The sequence below is a fragment of the Stenotrophomonas sp. ATs4 genome (assembly GCF_051861585.1).
GTDB classification, from domain to species: Bacteria; Pseudomonadota; Gammaproteobacteria; order Xanthomonadales; family Xanthomonadaceae; genus Stenotrophomonas; species Stenotrophomonas maltophilia_AS.
Window position 1 is genome coordinate 160,106 of sequence record NZ_JBLYPK010000005.1, and the last position, 18,812, is coordinate 178,917.

At 66.0% G+C, this 18,812-nt stretch carries 15 protein-coding genes and 1 pseudogene; 7 read left to right on the forward strand and 9 right to left on the reverse strand.

All coding sequences use genetic code 11. The features are described 5' to 3' along the window. The first annotated feature begins 304 nt into the window (after window positions 1-304). On the forward strand, window positions 305-1,210 hold the full coding sequence (locus tag ABR323_RS10675; RefSeq protein WP_167796846.1) for an aspartyl/asparaginyl beta-hydroxylase domain-containing protein: 906 nt from the start codon (window positions 305-307) through the stop codon (window positions 1,208-1,210). A gap of 118 nt (window positions 1,211-1,328) precedes the next feature. Here ABR323_RS10675 and speE read toward each other — a convergent pair whose 3' ends face one another. After that, window positions 1,329-2,183, reverse strand: a complete 855-nt coding sequence (gene speE / locus ABR323_RS10680) for a polyamine aminopropyltransferase (protein ID WP_135275408.1) — start codon at window positions 2,181-2,183, stop codon at window positions 1,329-1,331. A 190-nt stretch (window positions 2,184-2,373) separates the two neighbouring features. On the opposite strand from speE, the gene speA reads away from it, so the two are divergent. Beyond that, on the forward strand, window positions 2,374-4,263 hold the full coding sequence (gene speA / locus ABR323_RS10685; RefSeq protein WP_135275407.1) for an arginine decarboxylase: 1,890 nt from the start codon (window positions 2,374-2,376) through the stop codon (window positions 4,261-4,263). 43 nt (window positions 4,264-4,306) lie between these two features. Next, a complete protein-coding gene (locus tag ABR323_RS10690; protein WP_005411369.1) occupies window positions 4,307-4,627 on the forward strand; it encodes a DUF6122 family protein in 321 nt (106 codons plus the stop codon). Between the two features lie 150 nt (window positions 4,628-4,777). Here the strand turns inward: ABR323_RS10690 and ABR323_RS10695 are convergent, their stop codons facing one another. The 3 genes from ABR323_RS10695 to ABR323_RS10705 are packed head-to-tail and all read right to left on the reverse strand — an operon-like array spanning window position 4,778 to window position 7,043. Next, window positions 4,778-6,097 carry a sensor histidine kinase gene (locus ABR323_RS10695; protein ID WP_439449282.1) on the reverse strand — a complete coding sequence of 440 codons (1,320 nt, stop codon included), beginning with the start codon at window positions 6,095-6,097 and terminating at the stop codon, window positions 4,778-4,780. Next, window positions 6,094-6,753 (reverse strand): response regulator transcription factor, encoded by a 660-nt coding sequence (locus tag ABR323_RS10700; RefSeq protein ID WP_439449283.1) that lies wholly within the window; start codon window positions 6,751-6,753, stop codon window positions 6,094-6,096. Before ABR323_RS10700 ends, ABR323_RS10695 begins: the two co-directional genes overlap by 4 nt. Continuing rightward, entirely contained in the window at window positions 6,753-7,043 is a 291-nt protein-coding gene (locus ABR323_RS10705) for a PepSY domain-containing protein (RefSeq protein ID WP_439449284.1), read from the reverse strand. The genes ABR323_RS10700 and ABR323_RS10705 overlap by 1 nt, the downstream gene beginning before the upstream one ends. A gap of 151 nt (window positions 7,044-7,194) precedes the next feature. On the opposite strand from ABR323_RS10705, the gene ABR323_RS10710 reads away from it, so the two are divergent. Next, window positions 7,195-7,629, forward strand: coding sequence for a PepSY domain-containing protein (locus tag ABR323_RS10710; RefSeq protein ID WP_135275403.1), 435 nt, complete (start codon window positions 7,195-7,197; stop codon window positions 7,627-7,629). A 177-nt stretch (window positions 7,630-7,806) separates the two neighbouring features. Here ABR323_RS10710 and ABR323_RS10715 read toward each other — a convergent pair whose 3' ends face one another. From ABR323_RS10715 to ABR323_RS10725, 3 genes are all read right to left on the reverse strand, one after another. Further along, a complete protein-coding gene (locus ABR323_RS10715) occupies window positions 7,807-8,289 on the reverse strand; it encodes a hypothetical protein (protein ID WP_439449285.1) in 483 nt (160 codons plus the stop codon). 126 nt (window positions 8,290-8,415) lie between these two features. Continuing rightward, window positions 8,416-9,624, reverse strand: a complete 1,209-nt coding sequence (locus ABR323_RS10720) for an NAD(P)/FAD-dependent oxidoreductase (protein WP_439449286.1) — start codon at window positions 9,622-9,624, stop codon at window positions 8,416-8,418. 13 nt (window positions 9,625-9,637) lie between these two features. After that, window positions 9,638-10,132, reverse strand: a complete 495-nt coding sequence (locus ABR323_RS10725) for a lipocalin family protein (protein ID WP_439449287.1) — start codon at window positions 10,130-10,132, stop codon at window positions 9,638-9,640. Window positions 10,133-10,314: 182 nt separating this feature from the next. Here ABR323_RS10725 and ABR323_RS10730 point away from each other — a divergent pair, with 182 nt between their 5' ends. Next, window positions 10,315-10,563: a hypothetical protein gene (locus ABR323_RS10730; RefSeq protein ID WP_135275399.1), complete on the forward strand. Its 249-nt coding sequence runs from the start codon at window positions 10,315-10,317 to the stop codon at window positions 10,561-10,563. Between the two features lie 87 nt (window positions 10,564-10,650). Next, on the forward strand, window positions 10,651-13,080 hold the full coding sequence (locus tag ABR323_RS10735) for a DUF3772 domain-containing protein (RefSeq protein ID WP_439449288.1): 2,430 nt from the start codon (window positions 10,651-10,653) through the stop codon (window positions 13,078-13,080). Between the two features lie 479 nt (window positions 13,081-13,559). On the opposite strand, the gene ABR323_RS10740 is transcribed toward ABR323_RS10735, so the two are convergent. Both ABR323_RS10740 and ABR323_RS10745 read right to left on the reverse strand, forming a co-directional pair. After that, window positions 13,560-15,665, reverse strand: coding sequence for a phosphoglycerol transferase I (locus tag ABR323_RS10740; protein WP_439449289.1), 2,106 nt, complete (start codon window positions 15,663-15,665; stop codon window positions 13,560-13,562). A gap of 240 nt (window positions 15,666-15,905) precedes the next feature. Next, window positions 15,906-17,552 (reverse strand): annotated as a pseudogene (locus tag ABR323_RS10745) (ABC1 kinase family protein); the annotation flags it as partial. Window positions 17,553-17,793: 241 nt separating this feature from the next. Here ABR323_RS10745 and ABR323_RS10750 point away from each other — a divergent pair. Continuing rightward, window positions 17,794-18,720 (forward strand): DUF808 domain-containing protein, encoded by a 927-nt coding sequence (locus ABR323_RS10750; protein ID WP_135275392.1) that lies wholly within the window; start codon window positions 17,794-17,796, stop codon window positions 18,718-18,720. The last annotated feature ends 92 nt before the right edge of the window (window positions 18,721-18,812 follow it).

An 18,812-nucleotide genomic window follows, 5' to 3' on the forward strand; every position in this document is an offset into this window, starting at 1 on the left:
GTCGTGGCTGGAACAGTTCGTCACGTCTAATCGGACAATTACGTCTCACTTTATCGACGGTTCTTTCAGAATCAAGGGGTTGCGACTTACATCGCTTCGTTCATCCGCGGCCCGCTGAACGCCACGCACGTCCAGCTTGACCCCGACGCACGGCCTGCCGACCATAAGCTGTTCATTCGCGACATCGGCGGCCGCCCCTCTCCGGCACGTCCCCGTCCTCTGCCGCGGTCCCCATGGGTGCTAGCCGTCCGGCCTTGCATCGCCCTGTTTCCCGTTCCGGCTGCGGCTGGAGGAAAGTGTTTTGATCATCAAAATCGTCATTGCAGCGCTGTTCGTCGCCTGCGTGCTGTACATCCACTTCCGTGGCAAGGTCCGCGCGCGCTGGTCGCGCCAGCTGCTGGACCACTCCAGTTTCATGGCCCCGATCAACGTGGTCATGTACATGTTCTCGAAGGTGCCGACCACGCCGTTCCTGGACCCGGCCAAGGAATTCCCGCAGCTGGAGCCGCTGCGCCAGAACTGGCAGATGATCCGCGACGAGGCGCTGGCGCTGCGCGATGCGCAGGCGATCGCCGCGTCCAGCACGTTCAACGATGCCGGCTTCAATTCGTTCTTCCGCCGTGGCTGGAAGCGCTTCTACCTGAAGTGGTACGGCCCGTCGCACCCGTCGGCCAAGGCGATGTGCCCGAAGACCACGGCGTTGCTGGAGTCGCTGCCGGATGTGCGTGCGGCGATGTTCGCGCAGCTGCCGTCGGGCAGCGAGCTGCGTCCGCACCGCGACCCGTTCGCCGGTTCGCTGCGCCTGCACCTGGGCCTGGCCACGCCCAACAATGACGGCTGCTACATCGAAGTGGACGGCATCAAGAAGAGCTGGCGCGATGGCGAGTGGATGATGTTCGATGAGACCTACATCCACCACGCACACAACGAGACGCCCGATGATCGCGTGATCCTGTTCTGCGACATCGCCCGCCCGCTGCACTTCGGCCTGCCGGGCCTGTTCAATCGTGCGGTGGCAGCCACGCTCCTGGCCGGCGGTGCCTCGCCGAACCTGCCGGGTGACCCGACCGGTGGCGTCAACAAGGCCTTCGGCAGCGTTTACAAGGTGCGCCTGAAGGCCAAGGCACTGCGCGAGCGCAGCGTGGTGGCCTACCAGGTCATCAAGTGGGGCCTGGTGGTGGCGGTGATCGCGGGTATCTGGGCGCTTTGATCGTTACATGAGGTTGCCGGCCAGCGGCCGGCACTACCGGAACATGAAAAAACCCGCGCTGTCGCCAGCGCGGGTTTTTGCTTTGGTAGGTGCCAACCTTGGTTGGCACGCTTTCCAATCAACCCTTCAGTGCAGCCTGCACGAACGGCGGGGTCACCAGCACGCCGGTGTGCAGCGCGGCGGTGTAGTACAGGGTCTCGAAGGTCTTGGCGGCCGAGTCGGCCTGGCGGAAGTCGAAGCTGCTTTCGCCCTTGCGCGCCAGGGTCACGCTCCACCAGCCGGTGGGGTAGCACGGCTGCGGGAACGGCAGGGTCTTGAACGAACCGAAACCGGCCTTGCCCATTTCGGTGCGCATTTCGTTGATCAGGTCCAGCTGCATCAGCGGCGACTCGGACTGCTGCACCAGGATGCCGTCGTCCTTCAGGGCCTTGAAGCAGCTCGCGTAGAAGGCCTTGTTGAACAGGCCTTCACCCGGGCCGACCGGATCGGTCGAATCGACGATCACCACGTCCACGCTGCCGGCCGGGCAGTTGGCCATGTACGCCACGCCGTCGTCGAACAGCAGTTCGGCGCGGGCGTCGTCGTTGGAATCGCACAGTTCCGGGAAGTGCTTGCGCGCCATCACCGTGACCTGCTCGTCGATATCGCACTGGGTCACGCTCTCCACGCCCTTGTGCTTGAGCACTTCGCGCAGGGTGCCGCAGTCGCCGCCACCGATGATCACCACGCGCTTGGGCGCGGCGTGGGTGAACAGCACCGGGTGGCTGATCATCTCGTGGTAGAAGAAGTTGTCCTTGCTGGTCAGCATGATGGCCCCGTCGATGGTCATCAGGTTGCCCCAGTCGGTGGTCTGGAAGATCTCGATCTTCTGGAACGGCGACTGCACCTCATCCAGCTTGCCGGTGATGCGGTAGCCGATGGCCGAGCCGGTGCGCTCGAAGTGTTCGATGTACCAGTTGTTGCTGTCAGTCATTGAAAACAGTCCTGTTCGGAGGGGTGAAGCCGGGCTGGCGGGCGGGGCCGCGTGGCACAGATGCCACATCCGGACGGATCGGCCTGTTCAGGTTGGAACCTGTCACGGGCGCGGGCGCGCATGATAACGAACCTGTGGGCATATAGGCGTTATCATGCCCCCCCTTTTATTGCCAACAAGGCCGACTGAAATGACCGATTGGTCCCTCGACCAAGCCCGCAAGACCTACTCGATCCCGCATTGGGCGGACGGTTATTTCGACGTGGATCAGGCCGGGCACATGGTGGTGAGACCGACCGGGGCGGACGGCCCGGTGGTGTCGCTGCCCAAGGTGGTCGATGCGGCGCGCGCGGCCGGTGCCAAGCTGCCGCTGCTGGTGCGCTTCCCGGACATCCTCGGCCAGCGCCTGGGCAAGCTGCAGGCGGCCTTCGGCCAGGCCCAGCAGGACTGGGAGTACAGCGGCGGCTACACCGCCGTGTACCCGATTAAGGTCAACCAGACCCGTGGCGTGGCCGGCACCCTGGCCAGCCACCATGGCGAAGGCTTCGGCCTGGAAGCGGGCAGCAAGCCCGAGCTGATGGCGGTGCTGGCGCTGTCGCGCCCGGGTGGCCTGATCGTCTGCAACGGTTACAAGGACCGCGAGTACATCCGCCTGGCCCTGATCGGCCGCAAGCTGGGCCTGCAGACCTTCATCGTCATCGAGAAGCCGTCCGAACTGAAGCTGGTGCTGGAAGAGTCCAAGGCGCTGGACGTGAAGCCGGGCCTGGGCGTGCGCATGCGCCTGGCCTCGCTGGGCGCCGGCAAGTGGCAGAACAGCGGTGGCGACAAAGCCAAGTTCGGCCTGTCGCCGCGCCAGCTGCTGGACCTGTGGAAGTCGCTGCGCGATACCGAGTACGCCGACTGCCTGAGCCTGCTGCATTTCCACATGGGTTCGCAGATCTCCAATGTGCGTGACATCGCCAACGGCATGCGCGAAGCCACCCGCTACTTCGTGGAGCTGTCGCGCCTGGGCGCGAAGATCACCCACGTTGACGTGGGTGGTGGCCTGGGCGTGGATTATGAAGGCACCCGTTCGCGCAGCTTCTGCTCGATCAACTACGGCCTGCATTCCTACGCCAGCAACATCGTGCAGCCGCTGGCCAATGCCTGCGAAGAACACGGCCTGACCCCGCCGCGCATCGTCACCGAGTGCGGCCGCGCGATGACCGCGCACCACGCGGTGCTGATCGCCAACGTGTCGGAAGTGGAAGAGGCGCAGGAAGGCCGCGTGCCGGACCAGCACGACGACGAACCGGCGGCGATCCGCCACCTGCGCGAGATCCACGACGAGCTGGACGTGCGCCCGGCAGTGGAACTGTTCCAGGAAGCGCAGCATTTCCACGCCGAAGGCCTGGCCAGCTATGCGCTGGGCCAGATCGACCTGCCGCAGCGTGCGCGCATCGACGATCTGTTCTACGCCATCGCCCACGGCGTGCGTGCGCGCCTGAGCTATGACGAGAAGAGCCATCGCCCGGTGCTGGACGAACTGAACGAGCGCCTGGTCGACAAGTACTTCGTCAACTTCAGCGTGTTCGAATCGATCCCCGACGTGTGGGCGATCGACCAGGTGTTCCCGATCGTCCCGATCGAGCGCCTGGATGAGACCCCGGACCGTCGCGGCATCATCGCCGACATGACCTGCGACTCGGACGGCATGGTGGAAACCTATGTCGAGAACGAGAGCCTGGACAGCTCGCTGCCGCTGCACAAGATGAAGCCGGGCGAGAGCTACCGCATCGGCTTCTTCATGGTCGGCGCCTACCAGGAAATCCTGGGCGACATCCACAACCTGTTCGGCGATACCGACGCGGTGGAAGTGCTGGCCGATGCCGATGGCTATGCCATCACCCAGCAGCGCCGTGGCGACACCACCGACGTGATGCTGGATTACGTGGGTTACCGCCTGGACGAACTGCGTGCGACCTATGCGCAGCGCGTGGCCGAGGCGCAGCTGTCGCCGGAACGCGCGCAGGAGTTGTCGGAGGCGCTGGAAGCCGGCCTGACCGGTTACACCTACCTGTCTGACGAACCGCTGGTGTGAGGTAAACGGGAACGCCGGGCATGGCCCGGCGCTACCGGTCCTGATGAGCGCGCGCGCGATCTTCCACCTGTTCCTGCATGCCGCCGTGCCAGCGTTGCTGGCATGGCTGTTCTGGCGCAAGCGCTTTGCCTCGGCGTGGTTGCTGATGCTGCTGGGCTGGATCATCGATCTGGACCACCTGCTGGCCGATCCGATCTACGCACCGAACCGCTGCAGCATCGGTTTCCACCCGCTGCACACCGCGCCGGCGATTGCGGTATATGCAGGGTTGTGCGTGCCGAAGAAAACGCGGTTGTTCGGCATCGGTTTGATCATCCACATCGTGCTGGATGCGATTGATTGCTGGTGGATGCATCACCGTTGATGCTTGATGCGTGTCGACCAAGGTCGACACCTACCGGGTGCACGGCGACCGGCGGTAGAGCCGGCCGCTGGCCGGCTTCCGCAGGGCGTTTCCGGTGACCACGTGGTTGCCGGCCAGCGGCCGGCACTACCCACCGTTAGGTTGGCCGCTTCACGCCACCGGCAACCACAACGTGGCACGCAGCCCCGGCCGCGCATTCTCCAACGCCAAGCGCCCGCCATAGCTGGCGGCGATATCGCCGACAATCGCCAGCCCGAGCCCGCTGCTGCCCTCGCGCTCATCCAGCCGCACGCCACGCTGGGTGACCTGTGACAGCGACTCCGCCGCCAGGCCGGGGCCGTCATCACGTACTTCGATGCGCAGCTCCCCGTCGCTGGCTTGCGCTTCGACAGTGACCTGCTGTTGTGCCCACCGCCCCGCGTTGTCCAGCAGGTTGCCCAGCATCTCTTCCAGATCCGCACTGGCACCGGCGAACTGCAGCACCGGATCGATGCTTGCCGCCGTGAACGCAATGCCACGTTCGCCGTGCACGCGCGTCATCAACCGGCACAGCGCCTGTGCGACAGTCGCCACGTCGCTGCGCTGGCGATGGTCGGCGGCCAGTCCGGCGGCCAGGTAACGGTCGACGCTGGCCTGCATGCGGGCACTCTGCTCACGCACGGTCGCCCGCCAGTCCGCGCCGTCGCCGTCGGCTTCGGTGGCCAGCACGCTCAGCGGGGTTTTCAGCGCATGCGCCAGATCCTGTGCGCTGGTGCGCGCACGCGCGACCATGCGTTGCTGGTGCTCCAGCAGCGCGTTGAGTTCTTCGCCCAGCGGCGCGACCTCCGCCCCCAGTCCCTGCGTGTCGATGCGCTGCGCGTCGCCGCGCCGTACCCGTTCCAGCTGCGCACCGAGGCGGTGTAGCGGACGCAAGCCGAAGTGCACCTGGCTGGCCAGCACCGCCAGCCACGCGGCAACCAGCACCCCGAGCGCGATGGCGGTGCGCTGACGGAATGCGGCCACATCCGCATCCAGCGCGCTGCGGTCGGTGGCAACCACCGCCACGAAGGGTTCACTGGCACGTGGCAGGCGCACCTGCTGCACACGTGCGCGCAAGGATTGCTGCAGCGGCCCGGCCAGGTTGCGCGTAGCCGCACCTGTGGCCGTGGCTGGCAGGGTTTCATCCCACAGCGAGCGCGACTGCAGCAGCACGCGGCCATCGGCACCTGCGATCTGCCAGTAGGCTCCGGAAAACACCCGCTGGAAGCGTGCGTCATTGGGTTCCTGGCGCAGGCGCAGCTGTCCTTCCGGGTCCACTTCGGCCTGCGCCAGCAGGGTCAGCATGTCCTGCTGCAGTTCGTGGTCGAGGCGGTCACGCGCGCTGCGTTTGAACAGTTCGCCCAGCAGTGCGCTGGCCAGCAGCGAGACCAGCAGCAGGCCGGCGCCGCCAGCCAGCAGCAGGCGCCGTCGCAGCGAGGGCTGCCGGCTCACGGCGCCGCCAGCCGCCAACCCTGGCCGCGTACGGTCTGGATCAGGTCGGTGCCGAGCTTGCGGCGCACGCGCCCGAGCAGCACATCCAGCGCGTTGGAATCCGGGTCGTGGCCGCCCTCGAACACCTGTTCGCCCAGGCGATCGCGGCCGATCACCTGGCCGCTGTGGTGGATGAAGTAACTGAGCAGGCGGAACTCCTGCGGACTGAGCGACAGCGGTTGGCCGTCCAGCTCGAAACGGCCGGCGTTGACGTCCAGTTGCAGCGGACCGCAGTGCAGGCGTGGGCTGGCGTGGCCATGGCTGCGGCGGATCAGGGCGCGCAGGCGCAGCACCAGTTCGTCGGCCTGGAACGGTTTGGTCAGGTAGTCGTCGGCGCCGGCATCGAAGCCGGCAAGCTTGTCGTGCCAGCGCCCGCGTGCGGTCAGCACCAGCACCGGAAAGCTGCGGCCGTTGCCGCGCCAGCGCTCGATCACGCTCAGTCCATCCAGCCCGGGCAGGCCGAGGTCGACGATGGCCGCCTGCAGGTCTTCGATCTGGCCGATTTCCTCGGCCTCGCGCCCGTCGGCAACCGCGTGCACCACGTAGCCCGCCTGTTCCAGCAGGGGCAGCAGGCGCTGTGCCAGCGCAGCATCGTCTTCGGCCAACAGGATGCGCATCAGTCGTCCAGCTCCGTCTTCAGCAGCTTTCCGCTGCGCGCATCATAGTCCAGCTCCACCACCACGCCGTCGCCGCGCAGGATCTCCACTTCGTAGACGCCGTCGTCCAGCTCTACTTCCAGCAGTTGGCCGGGGTAGCGCTTGAGTGCATCGCGCACCACGCTTTCCAGCGGCACGTAGCGCCCCTGCTGCACCGCGCGGCGCGCGACCTGCTGCGCCGGGTCCTGCACCGGCGCGGCGGCAGTCGGGGCGCTGGCCAGGGCCAGCAGCAGGGGCAGGGTGGCAAGCATGGTGGCGGCGGAAAGGTAAGGGGAACGGGCCTGAGTGTGCCGGTGGTGACTAACCGTTGGCTAACAGGGGCGGCTAAGTCGCTGTTAACCACGGGGCGCATTGTGGCGTTGCCGGGATGGTCCGGCCACGAACACGAACAGGAGAACCCCCATGTTGAAGTCGCTCACCCTCGCCACTGTTGCTCTGCTGGCTATCGCACCGGCCGCCCAGGCCGCGCCGCTGGGCATGGCCCAGGTTGAACAGACCCTGCGCAAGGCCGGCTACACGCAGATCCACGAGATTGAACGCGATGATGGCCTGTGGGAGGCCGACGTGAGCCGCGCCGATGGTCGCTTCAGCGAGGTTTACGTGGACCCGAAGACCGGCGAGATCTTCGACGAGCACAGCAGCCGCGCGCTGTTGACCACCGAGCAGGTGCTGGCACGGGCACAGGCGCATGGCCTGCGCGAGATTCATTCGCTGGAACGCGATGGTGCGACCTGGTCGCTGGAAGCCCGCAATGCCCGCAACCAGAAGGTGGAAGTGCGCCTGAGCGGTTATGACGGCCGCATCCTGCACAGCGAGCGCGATGGCTGGCTGGATTGACGTTGGCTTTGGTGGGCGCCGACCTTGGTCGGCGCGGAGCGCAAAGCGTGTCGACCAAGGTCGACACCCACCGGCACATGCAAGGTCGACACCCACCGGCACATGCGAGGTCGACACCTACCGGACACGTGCACTGGTAGTGGCCGACCTTGGTCGGCCCAGGCCCGACGCGGGGCGTTACCAGCCAAACGGCGGCGGGTAATCCCAATAGCCCGGGCCGCGGCCGTAGTAGCCGTCGTACGGGCCGAAGAAGCCCGGGCCCTTGCCTTCGCTCACGTGGATGTTGACGTTGACCCCGTGGGTCTTGCCCTCATCGGTGGTGTAGTTCTTGCTCAGGTTCAGCGTGGCCGCGTTGTAGTGGCTGTTGCCGCCATTCTTGGAATAACCGATGCCGGTAGTGAAGCTGCCGGACACCTTGACCTTGTCGTCGGTCACGTCGGCGATCCTGGCATCGTTGTGCACGCGCGGGCCACTCTTGTCGCCGTAGTACGTGCCCGGCGGATCCTGTTTCAGGCTCGCATCGTTCAGATAGCGCATCGGTGCTTGCGGCAGCGACAGATCCAGGCCGGTTGCCTGCGGCGCGGTCGCGCCCGCAGCGGACTGGGCCAGCACGGTTCCCGGCAGGGCCAGGCACAGCAACAGGGTCAGGGGGCGGATCATCACGGCGCTCCAGCGGACAGGTGGCCACGCAACACGCGGCGGTACAGGCCGACGCTAGCAGGGGCTGCTTGAATGATGCCTGTCGGCGCCGGATTGGGGTAGAGCCAGGCCGTGCCTGGCTGCGAGCTAGAGCCGCCCGAACCCGAACAGCCCTTGCAGCGGGTGCGTGCGCCGCTCGATCCTGGCCCGCAGCAGCTGCGCGCCGATCATCGAATAGGTGATGCCGTTGCCGCCGTAGGCCATGGCGAAGTGCACCCGTGGGCCCCATTGATCGTGTGGACCGAAGAACGGCAGGCCATCGGCGGTTTCGGCGAAGGTGCCAGCCCAGGAGAACGCCGGCACCGGATCCAGCCGTGGGAACCAGTGCAGCAGCTGTTTCATCAGCTTGTCGGCCTTGCGCTCCACGCGCCGGTCGCGGCGGGCGGGGATGTCGATGGCGTCGTCCAGTCCGCCAACCAGCAAACGGCGATCGCCGGTGGCGCGCAGATACAGATAGGGGCGTGCGCTCTCCCACACCATCGTGTTCCGCAGCCGGCCCAACACGTCCGCGTCGATGGGATCGGTAATGAACGCGTAGCTGCTGCGGTTGCGTGCAACCCGCTGATCGAGCCAGCGCTGGTTGGCATAGCCCATTGCCAGCACCACGTGGCGGGCACGCAGGGTAACGCCGGTTTCGGTCAACGCTGTCACGCCCCGGGCGCTGGCCTGCAGCGTGTGCAGCACCGTGCGGTCATGCACCTGGCCGCCGCGACGGCGCACACGTTGCAGCAACCCATAAGTCAGGCGATAGGGATCGACCCGCGCCGCCTGGCGCGTGAGCAGGGCACCACCGGCGTCCACGTCGAAGCGTTCCTGCAGTGCCTCCGGGCCCAGCCAACGTGCGTCCAGGCCGATGCTGCGCCGGGCCTCACCCTCGGCCATCAGGCTGGGTACGTCGCGGTGGCGGCTGGCCAGGTACAGACTGTCCATGCGCTGGAAATCAACGTCTTTCAGGCCGCGAGCGACCTCTCCCAGGGCCGGAATCGCCTCGGCACACGCCCGGTAGGCAAGCGCGGCGGCGTCCTGGCCATAGCGCTGGGCCAGTTCCAGCAGGTGGGTATCGATCTCGTACTGCAACAGCGCGGTGCTGGCCGCAGTACTGCCCCAACCGATGTCGCGCTGTTCGATCACCGCAACGTCATGGCCATGCTGGGACAGCTCGTCAGCGATCAGCGCACCGGTGATGCCGCCGCCGACTACCAGCACGTCGCAGCGCAGGTCCTGCTGCAGCGGAGGAAAGGCGTGGATCAGGCCGTTGCGTACCGCCCACCACGGGTAACCACTCTTGAGGTCCATGGTCGTGCGTTGCTCAGGCGGTGGGGCGGCCGGTGTGCGGGGTCTGGATCAGTTCGGACAGATCGAAGCCCTGCAGGCGGGCGGCCGCCAGATAATGGTCCTGCACGGTTGCGTCCAGGCGCGGCTCGCGCGCCAGCAGCCACAGATACTTGCGGTCCGGACTGCCGACCAGCGACACGCTGTAGTCCGGAGCGACCTGGATCACCCAGTAGTCACCCTTGGCGAACGGCAACCAGCGCAGGCCCTTGGGCAGGAAGCTCACCTCCAGGCGCGCGCTGTCGTTGTCGACGGCGCAGGCCTCGCCGGTGGCCTCTTCGACTTCGCCATCCATACGGCAGCGGTTGGTGACGCCGACGTTGCCGTTGTCCAGCAGGGCGTAGTGCGCCGACACGTCGGTGCAGCCTTCCGGCTCATGGCGCATCGGCAGGCGCGCGATCTCGTACCAGGTGCCCAGGTAGCGGGGCAGCTTGAGGTCGGCGACGGTTTTCAGCGGCGGGTGCTCGGTCATCGGTGATCGTGGCAGGGGTGGGCCTCCACGATGCCGATGGCCTTGCCATGGGCGGGTGAAGCTGGGGCGACGGCCGTGTCCAGAACGTTCCGTCGCCCCGGCGGAGCGCCCGTTGTCACCGGTGTGGCGGTATCCTGCAGCCAGCGCCGTGTTTTCCTGATCCAGACGAGGTGGAGGTGCCGATGTACCAGATAATCCTGTTGAAGAGTGAATCCGCGTTCGCACGCGAACAGTGGCCGCAGGTCGATGACCTGGTCGACTACGAAGGCGTGGCCTACAGCCTGCGTGCCGGCCCCCGCCAGCCGCTGCCGACCGACCACGACTGGCACCCGGTGGCGGTGTATGCGCCCGATGAGATCACCGAGGAAGAGTTCCAGGACTGGTACGCGCTGCAGCAGCCCGCCGTGGAAGAGCTGCGCCTGAAGTACTGATGCTCGACGCTACCGGGGCCGCCCATCCGCCCTTTACCGCGTCTGCCGTATAGTCGCGCGCAGGCGCGGTGGTCCGCGCGAACCGGTGTGGCTGGCTTGTCTTCTTTCCTGCGATCGATCCGTGCACGGGGCCCTTGGCTGGTCCTGCTGCTGTGCACCGCCTTCCTGCTGTCCGCACCGGTGCTGGCACAGGATGAGGACCTCACGCCAAAGCAGCAGTTGGCGCGGATCGAGTCCAGCCTGAAGGAGATCGACCGCAAGCGCGGCGACGCTGAAGCCATCGAGACGCTGGCGATGCTGTCCGAGGATGCCTCGCAGGCACGGCGTGAGGCTGAGGCGCTGGAAAAGGAGCTGCAACCACAGCTGGTTCGCTTTGACGAACAACTGGCGCAGTTGGGTACGCCTGCCGAGGGCACTGCCGAGCCGCCGGAACTGGCGGCGCAACGGCGCACCATCAACAAGCAGCGCGACGGCCTGGCTGCGTCGGTGGCGCAGGCCAAGACCAGTGCCGTGCGTGCCCAGCAGTTGGCGACCGATATCGACCAGCAGCGCGCCGCGCAACGCACGGAAGAACTGGGGCAGAAGGTCGCCTCGCCGTTGTCGCCCGCGCTGTGGAGCAAGGTCGCCGAGCGCCTGCCGATCGATATCGCACGCGTCGCGCCGCTGGCCGAACAGGGGCGCGATACGCTGGTCGCTGGCATCCGGGCCAATGGCTGGGGCACGCCGTTGCTGGGCCTGATCGCCGCGCTGGTGATGATGTTCCCGCTGCGGCTGTGGCTGCGCCGGCTGGGCCGCGGGTTCGCAGCCTCCGAGCGCGCGCCGGACGGTCGCCTGCGTCGATCCGGACTGGCCATGTGGCTGCTGCTGGTGGGCACGCTGCTGCCCGGGTATGCCGTTGTGGTGCTGATGGCGGCGCTGGATGCGATCGATGCCATCGCGCCGCGCCTTCAGGTGGTGGCCGACGGCCTGGAGACGGCTACCTTCCGCGCCGCCTTCATCGCTGCACTCAGCGCCTGCATGCTGGTGCCCAAGCGTCCGTCGTGGCGGCTGCTGAATCTGGATGACACCGCCGCGCTCAAGCTGCGCAAGTACGCGTGGGGCGCGGCGGCGCTGGCATGGTTGAGCACGGTGCTGGTCGCCCTCGATCAGGCCACACGTACCAGCGACGTCACCACGGTGGCGCTGGATGGCCTGATTGCGCTGACCTACCTCGGCCTGATCATGGCCATGCTGGTGACCCTGGCGCGCCTGCATCGCCGGCAGACCGCAGAGGCCGAGGCCAAGCTGGAAGCGCAGGCCGATGGCCTCGGTGCGAGTACGCCGGTGCGCCGCAGCAGCTGGCTGGTATTGGCACGCGTGGCGGGCAATGTCGCGGTGGTGGCCGCCATCGTCGCAACGTTGATGGGCTACCTGAATTTCGCCAAGTTCGTGAACCAGCAGCTGATCGGCGGCAGCATCGTAGTGCTGGCAGCGACCCTGCTGTTCAAGTTCGTCGATGACCTGAGCACGTGGATGCTCAACGCGGACAGCAAGGTGGGCCAGACCATCCTGCTCAGTACCGGCCTGAGCGTGTCGCGGCTGGAACAGGCCGGCGTGCTGCTGTCGGCGGCGCTGCGTACCATCGTTGTGCTGATCACGCTGCTGGCGCTGGTGGCACCGTTCGGCAACATCGGCGCGGTGGTGGAGCGCTTCTCGTCGCTGTTTACCTCTGGATTCGATGTAGGTGGAACGAAGCTGGAGCCGGTGCGCATCGTGCTGGCGGTGCTGGTTCTGCTGGCCGGCCTGGCGATCACCCAGCTGGTGCAGCGCTGGCTGACCGACACCTATCTGCCCAAGACCGAACTGGACCTGGGCGCACGCAATTCGGTCAGTACGGTTGCCCGCTACGTCGGCATCATCATCGCGGTGATCTGGGCGCTGAGCGCGATGGGCCTGCAGCTGAGCAAGCTCGCGTTGCTGGTCAGCGCGCTGTCAGTGGGTATCGGTTTCGGCCTGCAGGTGATCACCCAGAACTTTGTCTCCGGCCTGATCCTGCTGGCCGAGCGCCCGGTGAAGATCGGCGACTGGGTGAAGCTGGGCGACCAGGAGGGCGACATCCGCCGCATCAGCCTACGTTCGACCGAGATCCAGGTGGGCGACAAGTCGACCCTGATCGTGCCCAACTCCGAGCTGGTCACCAAGACCGTGCGCAACATGACGATGGGCAACAACCAGGGCCGCATCCAGATCCAGTTCGCGGTGCCGACCAGCACCGACGTCGGCAACCTGCGGCAAGCGCTGCTGGATGCATATACCGCGCACACCAGCGTGCTGAAGCAGCCGGCGCCGACGGTCTACATCGACAGCATTGCCGGTGGCCAGATCACCATCAACAGCTTCGCGTACGTAGCCAGCCCGCGACAGGTCTACGCCACCCGCAGCGATCTGTACTTCAGCCTGCTGCAGATCCTGGCGGAGCGGAACATCCCGCTGTCGACCCCGACCGACATCCACATCACCCGCGATCCGCAGGAGTAGGGGTGTTTTGCAGGGCTGCGCCCTGCACCCGCTACGAGCCGGAGCAACAGCAACAGCAACTGCGTGCATTCCGTGGGATGGCGTGCTCTTGGTGGGTGTCGACCTTGGTCGACACGTAGATCCACGCCATGCGTGGATGCTCTTCGATCAATTGTCGAAATATTCGATTTCGATGGAGATTCATCCACGCATGGCGTGGATCTACCAGACGCTAGGAAACTGTCAAAGGTGGGGCGGTGTCGGAGTGCGGGGTGTCAGCCGCATGGGCCCGAGGCATGCCTCGGGCGGGTTGGGCAGGACGCCCAACCCTGGTCTTGCCGTGTGCGCAGGACTGCGCACACGAGCAAGCGGCTGCCAAGCCTACACGGACGTACTTGCGGCGTCCCCGCACTCCGATACCGCCCCGCCAAACCACGGATTGCACGCTGTTGCTCTGGCTGTTGCTTCGGCGGGTGCAGGGCGCAGCCCTGCAAAGAACCCTACCCTCGTGGTCGGCTGCGCGACGGCACCAGCGCGAACGTATCCACCGCCAGCTTCTCGGCATGGTTCAACCACGCGCGGATCTCCAGATCATCCACTTCGTGGTCCAGCCCGAACGACACGTTGATCTTGCCGTTGGCATCGGGCTGCACCCACTGCTGCGCCAGCACTACCTTGCGCTGCGAGGACACGGCCTCGATCCAGAAGCCACGATCCGGGCGCGTGCTTGCCACCAGTTGCAGCATGTACTGGCCGGCGCGGGTACGGCGACCCTTCTGGGTGATCATGTGCGCCTGGCGCACGCTCGGGCGCGGGCCCTGGAATGCGTCCAGCGGTGCATCCACGGCAATGCCGCCGCGCAGGTCGTTGTCGCGGTACAGCTTGATGCCGTTGTCGCGGTTGACCAGCAGGGCGCACCAGTCACCGTCGGCCGATCCATCCTCGAACGCGGTGCAGCGATCGACGTAGGCCAGGGTGTTGTCCGGGTTGGCATCATCGAACTGGCGCGAAGTGTTCTCCAGATACACGGACTTCAAACCCCAGTCCTTGTCGTACTCCAGCAGCACCGGTGGCTGCACGTGCTGCAGGCCGACCACCACCTGGTCGTCGCCATCGATCTTCAGCTCGCGGGTCGGTTCGCCCAGCCACAGCGAACGCGCGAAGGCGAGGTACTGCGGGTAATCGCGGCCGCCATCGCGCTGGGTGGCCACGCTGGCGCTGGGCGCGCGCTGGGTATCGATCAGTGAGCGGCCGAAGCCCATCGTCTTCAGGTTCGGGTCCAGCAGGCTGAGCAGGGTCGCTCCCGAATCCAGGGTGGTGCCGGCGTCGGCGCTGAGCTGCTGCGGGGCAATGCCATCGCCCAGGAACAGCAGCAGGTTCTCGCGCTTCTGCTTGGCCAGCACGTGGCTGAGGTCGTTGGGCATCGCCAGGTGGTCGGAGGCGATCACGATCAGCGTGTCCTTGCCGTACGGGCTGGCCTGGATGCGTTCGACCAGCTGCGAGATCAGGCGGTCGGTGCACTTGAGTGCATTGAGCAGGCCGATGTTGCCGTACGGGCTCTGGTAGTGCTCGCCCTTGCACGACACCGGCAGATGACCGGCGGGATGATGGGTATCCATGGTCAGCGTGGTCAGCATGAACGGCGAACCGGCGCGCGAGAGCTGCTCGAAGCGTTGGTAGGCCGTGTCCAGCAGCACGTCGTCGTGCACGCCCCAGGCCGAGTAGTGGATGCGGCCGATCTTCTTCTGCTGTTTGAACCACGCCAGGTCATGCACTTCGTCGAAGCCGTGGCTGGCCAGGAACTGGCCTTTGCCGGCGAACTGGCCGTTGGCACCGCCCAGATAGTGGTTGGTGTAGCCCTGCTGCTTCAGGTAGTCGCCCAGGCACACCGCCTTGGGCAGGAAGCTGCCCATCCGGTCCATGCTGTTCTCATCGCCCTGCGAGGTGGTCAGCGGCACGCCGCACATCGACGACACCAGGCCGGCGATGGTCCAACCGCTGCCCTCGGCCGAGGCCAGGTCGCGCACGTCCAGCGACTCGGAAGCCAGGCGGTTGAGGTTGGGCATCAGGCCGGGAAACACGGTCTCGTCCAGGTAGGTCCGTTCCAGGCTCTCACCGTAGATCCAGACGATGTTGCGCGGGCGCTGCAACGGCTGCGTCGGCACCTGGTACTCGGGGGCGATGCGCGCGAAGTCGACCGGGCGCAGCTGCTGGTAGAGGCGCTGGCCATCGCGGGCCAGTGGGCTGATCATGATCGTGGCCACCCATACGGCCGCGAAACCGGCGAACAACGCGCCGCCGTGGCCGGTCCGGCGCCAGCGCTTCACCCGCGTGGCGAACAGCGGCAGCAGCGAGACCAGCGCCAGCACGATGAAGCCGGCGATATAGCCCTTGAAGTCGGACACACCGGCGCCTTCCATGTCGGCGCCGAGGTGGTACAGGGTTGCAGCGTTGAGCCCATCACCGGACAGCTTGTCGATCAGCCACCATGCGCTGAGCATGAGCAGCAGCAGCGAGAATGCACTGGCCTTCCACCACACCCACTTGTCGGACGCGAGGAACAGCCAGCACAGCAGCAACAACGACAACAACAGTATCCAGAGCATAGGCAGCTTCGGCAGTGACGGGATGTTGATGGACGTCGTACCGACGCGTGTCCATCCGACCGGCGCTGTCGCAAGCACATACACATGACAGGCCGATGACCCGATAGTGCATGCACGAACCTGACTGAAATGTTTGTTGAAATGACGCGCGCGCAATCGCGCTCAGAAGGTAAAACGAGCGTGAAAGGCTTCGTTGGATTGCATTAAAAACCGCATGAATACGGCGGTTTTGTCGACACGCTAGCGGTGCCCACGTTCCTCGCGTGCCCGCGCGCGACGATCGAACAGCAATGCGCTGGTGACGATGCCAAGCCCCAGCACCACGCCGATCAGCAGCAGCACCAGCGCGATGAGCGGGTACCCGAACAAGTGCCAGCCTGTATCGATCTTCATCATCATTGCCGCCGCCATGATCAGTGCTGCGCTGATGATGCCGGCCGCCACGCGGTTGGCGATCTTCTGCAGGTTTTCCATCAACCGCGATTCTTCCAGCCCAGTCACCTTCATCTGCAGGCGGTTCTCGGCCAGCAGCGCCATGATGTCCGACAGCTTGCGTGGCCCATCGCGCAGCAGCTGCTGCAACTCCATCGCTTCGCTGGCGAGGTTGGCCGCAGACAGGGACTTTTTCAGGCGCGCACGCATTACGTGCTGCAGCTGGCGTTCGACGATGCGGCGGGTATCCAGATCCGGTGCCAGCAAGCGGCATACGGTTTCCAGGTTGAGCAGCGCCTTGCCCAGCAGGCTCAGCTCCGGCGGTGTGCGCAGGCCGCAGGCGGTGGCGATGCGCACCAGGTCCAGCACCACGCGGCCTTCGGAGAAGCTGCCACTGGCCGCGTAGCGCGCGATCAGCTGGCCGGTCTCGCGCAGGTAGCGTTCTTCGTCGAAGGCCTCCAGCCGCGTGCTGATGCTGATCAGGTCATCGGCCACTTCCTCGCCACGACCATCGACCGCCGCGAACAGGATCTTCAGCAGGCGCTCGCGCAGGCGTGGCGGCATGTGCGCGACCATGCCCAGGTCGAAAATCGCCAGCCGGCCATCGGGCATCACCCGCAGGTTGCCGGGGTGCGGGTCGGCGTGGATCTCGCCGTGCACGAAGATCTGGTCCAGGTAGCCGCGGATCAGCGCCGCCGCCAGCGGATCCATCGATTGTTCGGTGCGGCGCACATCGGGAATCGCATCCACGCGCACGCCGGTGGCCAGTTCCATGGTCAGCACGCGCTGGCTGCTGTAGTCCCACAGCGGCTGCGGTATCCACAGGCGGCGGAACGGCTTCAAGTGTCGCCCGAAACGGGCGAGGTTCTCGGCCTCGGCGTGATAGTCCAGCTCCTGCATCAGGGTCTTGGCGAATTCGTTGAGCCAGTCGCGCAGGCGCACGCGGCGGCCGACCTGGGTCAGATGGTCGGCCGCCAGCGCGAAGCTGCGCAGCGCCTCCAGGTCCGAGCGCAGTTGTGCAGCCACTTCGGGCTTCTGCACCTTCACCGCTACCTCGCGGCCATCATGCAGCACCGCGCGATGCACCTGTGCGATCGAGGCGCAGCCCAACGGCTCAGGATCAAACGCGGCGAACAGCTTGTTCACCGGCGCGCCCAGTTCCTGTTCGACGATGGCATGGATGCGCTCGACCGGAATCTCGGCCACCTTTTCCTGCATGCGCTCCAGCGCCGTAGCAAACTCCACCGGCACCATGTCCGGGCGCGTGGACAGCATCTGCCCGAGTTTGACGAAGGTCGGTCCCAGCGCTTCCAGATCGCTGACGAACTGTTCCGGGTTGCCGTCGGCGGGTACTTCAGTCTGGCTGCTGGCCGTATCCAGATTCATGCCCGAGAACACGCCTGAATGGCGGTAGCGCATCAACAGGCGCAGGATCTGGCTGCGCCGGTTCATGCCCTTGACCAGAGGAGGGTTGCCATTCGCGGTGGGCGGCTTGCTCAAGCGGAACTCCTTGCAGACGACGGCCGGTAGCGCCGGGCCATGCCCGGCGGATGCACCGCGCAGGTAGCGCCATGCCCGGCGAAAGAGGGACACCGCCAGTGTCCCCACAACGGGGTCGTCACGCGGTGAACCCGATATCTTCCTCAGCCCGCACCGGATCGGTCAGAATCCGCTCATTCCCTCTCTTGGACGCCCCATGGCCGGTGCCAGCCTGTTTGCCCTGCTCGACGATATCGCCACCCTCCTCGACGATGTCTCGGTCCTGACCAAGGTCGCGGCAAAGAAGACCGCCGGTGTGCTCGGTGACGACCTGGCGCTGAACGCGCAGCAGGTGACCGGGGTCAATGCCAACCGCGAGCTGCCGGTGGTGTGGGCGGTGGCCAAGGGTTCGCTGGTCAACAAAGTGATCCTGGTGCCGGCGGCACTGGCGATCAGCGCGCTGGAGGCGTGGCTGCACAGCCGCGGCTGGAACGTGCCATTGATCGTGCCGTTGATGATGATCGGCGGTGCCTTCCTCTGCTTTGAAGGCGTGGAGAAGCTGGCCCACCGCTTCCTGCACTCGGCCGAGGACGACGCCGAGCATCAGGCCGAACGGCGCAAGGCACTGTCCGATACGCAGGTGGACATGGTGGCGTGGGAGAAGGACAAGGTGAAGGGTGCGATCCGTACCGACTTCATCCTCTCGGCAGAGATCATCGTGTTGACGTTGGGTGTGGTTGCCAGCGCGCCGTTCACCAACCAGGTCGTTACCTTGGCCGTGGTTGCACTGGCGATGACGGTCTTCGTCTACGGGCTGGTCGCGGGCATCGTGAAGCTTGATGACGTTGGCCTGTACCTGTCGCGCAAGGGTGGCGCCATCGCCGCCTTCGGTCGCGGCCTGGTGGCCTCGGCGCCGTGGCTGATGAAGTTCCTGTCGGTAGCCGGCACCATTGCCATGTTCCTGGTGGGCGGCGGCATCCTGGTGCACAACGTGCCGGCGCTGCATCACGCGGTGCAGGCGCTGGGTGGCGAAGGACAGTGGGGCTGGCTGATCAGCGCGGCGGCCAACATGGTGGTCGGCATCGTCGCCGGCGCCATCGTACTGGCCGTGGTGACCGGCGTGCAGAAGCTGCGCGGGAAGTAATCGCCGGCAGGTTCCCAGGTAGAGGCCGACCTTGGTCGGCGCTTCGTTTGCCGCACGTGCCAACCAAGGTTGGCACCTACCGAAGCTGTTTA